The organism is uncultured Mailhella sp., from assembly GCF_905187505.1.
Taxonomy (GTDB): Bacteria; Desulfobacterota; Desulfovibrionia; order Desulfovibrionales; family Desulfovibrionaceae; genus Mailhella.
The window spans coordinates 1-4,493 of record NZ_CAJJIC010000161.1 but is presented as its reverse complement, the minus strand read 5'-3'; the positions used below and the strand labels follow the sequence as shown (position 1 = coordinate 4,493).

General features: G+C 61.3%; 3 protein-coding genes and 2 pseudogenes. All 5 read right to left on the bottom strand.

The window, feature by feature from the left end:
* Positions 1 to 189: pseudogene (locus tag QZZ60_RS10690) on the bottom strand (pyridoxal phosphate-dependent aminotransferase); the annotation flags it as partial.
* A 218-nt stretch (positions 190 to 407) separates the two neighbouring features.
* Positions 408 to 1,685, bottom strand: coding sequence for a TRAP transporter large permease (locus QZZ60_RS10685; protein WP_295641255.1), 1,278 nt, complete (start codon positions 1,683 to 1,685; stop codon positions 408 to 410).
* A 10-nt stretch (positions 1,686 to 1,695) separates the two neighbouring features.
* The gene (locus QZZ60_RS10680) at positions 1,696 to 2,310 is read right to left on the bottom strand and encodes a TRAP transporter small permease (RefSeq protein WP_295641253.1); all 615 of its coding nucleotides are present in this window, start codon (positions 2,308 to 2,310) and stop codon (positions 1,696 to 1,698) included.
* Positions 2,311 to 2,505: 195 nt separating this feature from the next.
* Positions 2,506 to 3,594 carry a TRAP transporter substrate-binding protein DctP gene (dctP, locus tag QZZ60_RS10675; RefSeq protein ID WP_295641252.1) on the bottom strand — a complete coding sequence of 363 codons (1,089 nt, stop codon included), beginning with the start codon at positions 3,592 to 3,594 and terminating at the stop codon, positions 2,506 to 2,508.
* 644 nt (positions 3,595 to 4,238) lie between these two features.
* A pseudogene (locus tag QZZ60_RS10670) lies at positions 4,239 to 4,493 on the bottom strand (hypothetical protein); the annotation flags it as partial.

Sequence of the window (4,493 nt, the reverse complement as noted above, 5' to 3'; positions counted from 1 at the left end):
GGCCGCGTAGTGGGTAAAGCCCTTCAGGGCGTCCTTCATGGCGGCCTCGCACACGAAGGAGGGGGTGTCGAAGTCGGGTTCGCCTATGCTGAGGGAAATGACGTCGTCATAGGCCGAGGCTTTTTCGAGCATGCTGCGTATGACGCTGAAACGCAGCGGCGTGACGTGGGAACTGAGTTTCGTGTTCATGACGATACCGTTTTTTCAGGGAAAGCGGCCTTGCTGCCGCCCGGCTGAGGTTGGGAACGCCTGCGCCCGCACACGGGAAAGAACGGGCTTTTCCGTGGGCGGGCGGCGCGTGAAGAAATGAGAACCGGTGCGGCGGGCCGCGGAACCGGAACGGTGCGCCGAAGACGCAGGACGGTGCGGAGCACGGAGGTCCTTTTGCCCTTGCGTCTTCGGACGTTTTACAGATACCCGAGCATTCTGGGAATGGTGAGGCAGAAGGCGGGCACGTAGGTGACGAGCAGCAGCACGGCGAGCTCCACGGCGATGAAGGGCAGAACCGAGCGTATGACGTACGACAGGTCGAGCTTGGTGACGCCGCATATCACGAACAGACACACGCCGAGCGGCGGCGTGAGCAGGCCGACGGCCATGTTGAGCACCATGATCATGCCGAAGTGCAGAGGCTCGATGCCCACCTGCGTGGCCACGTTGAGCAGCGTGGGCGCAAGAATGATGATGGCCGCGCCGCCTTCCATGAACATGCCCACGAAGAGCAGCAGCACGTTGATCAGCAGCAGAATGACGAGCTTGTTGCTGGTGACGGACTGGATGATGGCCGCGAGCTGATTGGGAATCTGTTCGGCGGCGAGCAGCCAGGCGAAGGCGTTGGCCGTGCCGATGATGAGCAGCAGAACCGCGGTGGTGAGCACGCTCGAGCCGAGCACCTCGATGAGGTCCTTCATGCGCAGGGTGCGGTGGCAGATGCCGAGAAGCAGCGCATAGAGCACGGCCACGGCCGCGGCCTCGGTGGAGGTGAAGATGCCGAACATGATGCCGCCCATGATGATGGTGGGGGCCATGAGGGCGGGCAGCGCCTTCCAGAATTCGCGGCAGAAGCGCTTTATGGTGAGGGGATTGGGGTCGCGCGGATAGTTTTCGCGGATGGCCACGAAGTAGCTGTAGCCCATCATGCCGAGGCCGAGCATGAGGCCGGGCACGATGCCGGCCATGAACAGACCGCCTATGCTCATGCCGGTGGTGACGCCCATGATGACCATGAGAATGGAGGGCGGAATGATGGGGCCCATGGTGGAGGCGGCCGCGGTGACGGCCGCGCTGAAGCCGGGATTGTAGCCGTTCTTTATCATGCCGGGCACCATGATGGAGCCTATGGCCGCGGCGTCGGCCACGGCGGAACCGCTGATGCCGCCGAGGAACATGGAGGCCGCAATGTTGGAATGGGCGAGACCGCCGGGAATGCGGCCCACCAGCATGTAGGAAAAGTCGATGAGGCGCTGCGTGATGCCGCACTTGTTCATGAGATCGCCCGCGAGCACGAAGAAGGGCACGGCAAGCAGGGAGAAGGAGTTGAAGCCCTGAAACATTCGCTGCACCACCACGAGCAGGGAGGTGTCGTGCATGAGAAGACCGGCCACGGTGGTGAAGGCAAGGCACAGGGCTACCGGCACGCCGAGAAACAGCGATACCAGAAAGACGATAAAGATGAGCATGAGCATGACGTGATCCCTACTTGCTGTCGTGGTTCTGGTTCAGGGGGTCGAAGACCTGGGCGTCCTGCGGGTTTTCGCAGGTGGCGGCCACTTCGGAAATGTCTTCCATGACGGTGCTCGCGATGCTGGCGTTGGAACCGGCTTCGGTGGGGAAGCGGTCCTGGAGCATGTCGGCGATCATGGAAAGGGCCATGAGCGCACCGCCCACGGGCAGACACAAATAGGGGTAGATCATGGGAAGCTGAAGCGCCGGCGAAACCTGCATGGCGCCGCGCATGGCGAACGACCAGCCCTTCACCGTGACGAGCAGGAAGAAGGCCAGCATGACAAGCTGAATGACGGGAGCGAGATATCTGTCGTACACGCCGGAGGGCAGATGCTCCACCAGAATGCGCACGCCGAGATGCCGACCCTGTCTGAGCGCGGCGGCGCTGCCGAGCATGGCCATCCAGCACATGCTGAAGCGCGCGATCTCTTCGCTGGTTTCAAAGGTGAACAGATGGGTGAAGCGGCAGAAAACCTGCCCCAGCGTGGCCACGACCATGACAATGCAGAGGGCGATGCCCAGCCACAGGCTGATCTTCATGAGAAGGTTCGTCAGCCTGTTGACCTGAAGGGAAATCAACGTCATGACATTTTTCATTAGGGTAAACCTCATGGGAAGGAGAAGCGCGTACCCTGCGCTTCTGCTAAGGCCCGCACAGGAAAAAGTCGGGGACGATGCCACCGTCAAAAGACCGTGCGGATGTTACGGGACAAAACAATCGGGAAAGGCTCATTCCGCAGAAAAAGCCTTTCCCGGGAACACATGAAGGCCGTGGGCGTTTTACTTGCCGCGGGCTATCTTCACCATTTCCTGCGCTTCACGGATGCATTCGTCCATGAGCTGCTTTTCGTTGCCGGCCACCTTGGCTTCGGCGTCGTTTGCGGCCTTTATGGCTTCGTCCACCCACTGCTGGCCGATGCGGTCGGCGATGATCTTGAGGGCGGCGGGCTGGGCGGCTTCGCGGAACATCTTCTGTTCCTCGGGCGTGGGCTGATGGATCTTCATGCCCTTGTCGGCCATGTCCTTGAGGGCCGCGGCGTCGCTCGCGGCGGTGATGCCGGCGTGCACGATGCAGAAGGCCTCGGCGCCCTTGTACAGGGCTTCCTGCTGGGCGGGGGTCAGGCTCTGGAACTTGTCCTCGTTGATGAAGATGAGCAGCGGGCCGTACAGATGGCCGTCGAGTACGAGGCTGTCCTGCACTTCATAAAACTTGGAGTCGTAAATGTTGGCGATGGGGCATTCCATGCCGTCCACGACGCCCTGCTGCAGAGCCATGTAGAGCTCGCTGTAGGAAATGGGCGTGGGAGACGCGCCGAGACCGCGGGTCATAGCCATGTGGGCCGGGTTTTCCATGACGCGGATCTTGAGATCCTTCATGTCGGCCGGGCTCTTCAGCTCGACGCCCTTGGCCGTGAAGTGACGGAAGCCGTGTTCGGCCACGGCGAGAATGCGGACGCCCGTTCTCTTCAGAAATTCGTCGGAAAGCTTTTTCACGAAGTCGGACTTCAGAAATTCCCAGCCGGCCGGGCTGCTCTGGATGAGATAGGGAATGTCGAACACCATGGTCTGCGGCATGAAGTTCGCGGCGGGGCCGCTCGTGAGCGTGCCCATGTCGATGGTGCCCATCTGAATGCCTTCCAGCGCTTCGGCTTCGCCGCCGAGCTTGCTGGCGTGGTAGAACACGAGCTCAACTTCGCCGTTCGTGGCCTTGCGCACCATGTCGGTGTAGACGTCGGCCGCGCACACGGTGCGGTTTTCCGGAGTGTCGGGGCCGGAGTTGGCCACCTTGAGGGTGATTTTTGCTTCGGCGGCAGCGGCGCCGGTGAGAAGCATGGCCAGAGACATGAGAACGGCAAGAGACTTTTTCAAGGAAATGCACCTCTGAAACTTGCGGGGGTGATGGGAAAAGGCTTTTCCGGTGTTGTGGCGCAACGGAACGTCAGCTGTGTGCAGCTTATGCCGTATGCCGGATTTTGTCAATAATAGTACAAAATGCAACCATTTGAAAACAAAGACTAATTTTTTGAATATTCAAAAAATTTCACATCTGTGTCCGCACGGCGAGGGGGAACTTCAACAATTTTGGCATATGGCGGCGCCACAAAGGCTTCGGAGCGCAGGAAAGGGGCGTTGAGCCCTTGTCGCGGCGGAGGCAAGGCGTTTCTTCCGGCTTCGGTCGGCTCGTTCGCGCGCAGAAAGGCGACGGGGCGCCTGTGTCGTAGCGGGCGCGTCTCGTTCAGGGCCCGGCGCGGGGAGGAAGGCGGGCGTTTGCACGAAGAAACGGCGCGGGGAAAGCGGAAGGGGCGCAACGGAAGGCGATTTCGCGGAGGGCGGCGCGCTCCGGAAAATGCCGGGAACGCGGCGTTCATGCGGGCTTGTCTTCCGCGGAAGAGCCGCTTGCGTCGCTTGCGCGGAGCTCCGGTCGGGAAGGGGCCGTGCCGGGCGCTTTCCGCGGGGAGGGGCAGGGCATTCCATTGCCCGGGGCAGTCCGCAGGCTCTTCCGTCCGGGGACGTCAGTCGTCTATGCCGAACATGGCGCGGCACAGGCTGCGGCCGCTTTTCGTGCGGAAGATGCGCTCGAGGGCGGCGCGCACGGCCTTTTCGCTTTCGTGATCCTCGTGGAGGTTCACCAGAAAGTCCGCCTCCACAAGCATCCGGTAGTCCAGTCCGTCCATGTTCGCGTAGGTGTGGTGATGGCCCACAAGGTAGCACACGCGATCCAGTTCTTCCTTCAGTTCTCTTGTCAGAAGGGAAGAGGTGTCGATCAC

Excerpts from the sequence above, each read along its gene's own strand:
- QZZ60_RS10680 (WP_295641253.1), bottom strand. The coding sequence starts at position 2,310 with ATGACGTTGATTTCCCTTCAGGTCAACAGGCTGACGAACCTTCTCATG.
- QZZ60_RS10685 (WP_295641255.1), bottom strand. The coding sequence starts at position 1,685 with ATGCTCATGCTCATCTTTATCGTCTTTCTGGTATCGCTGTTTCTCGGC.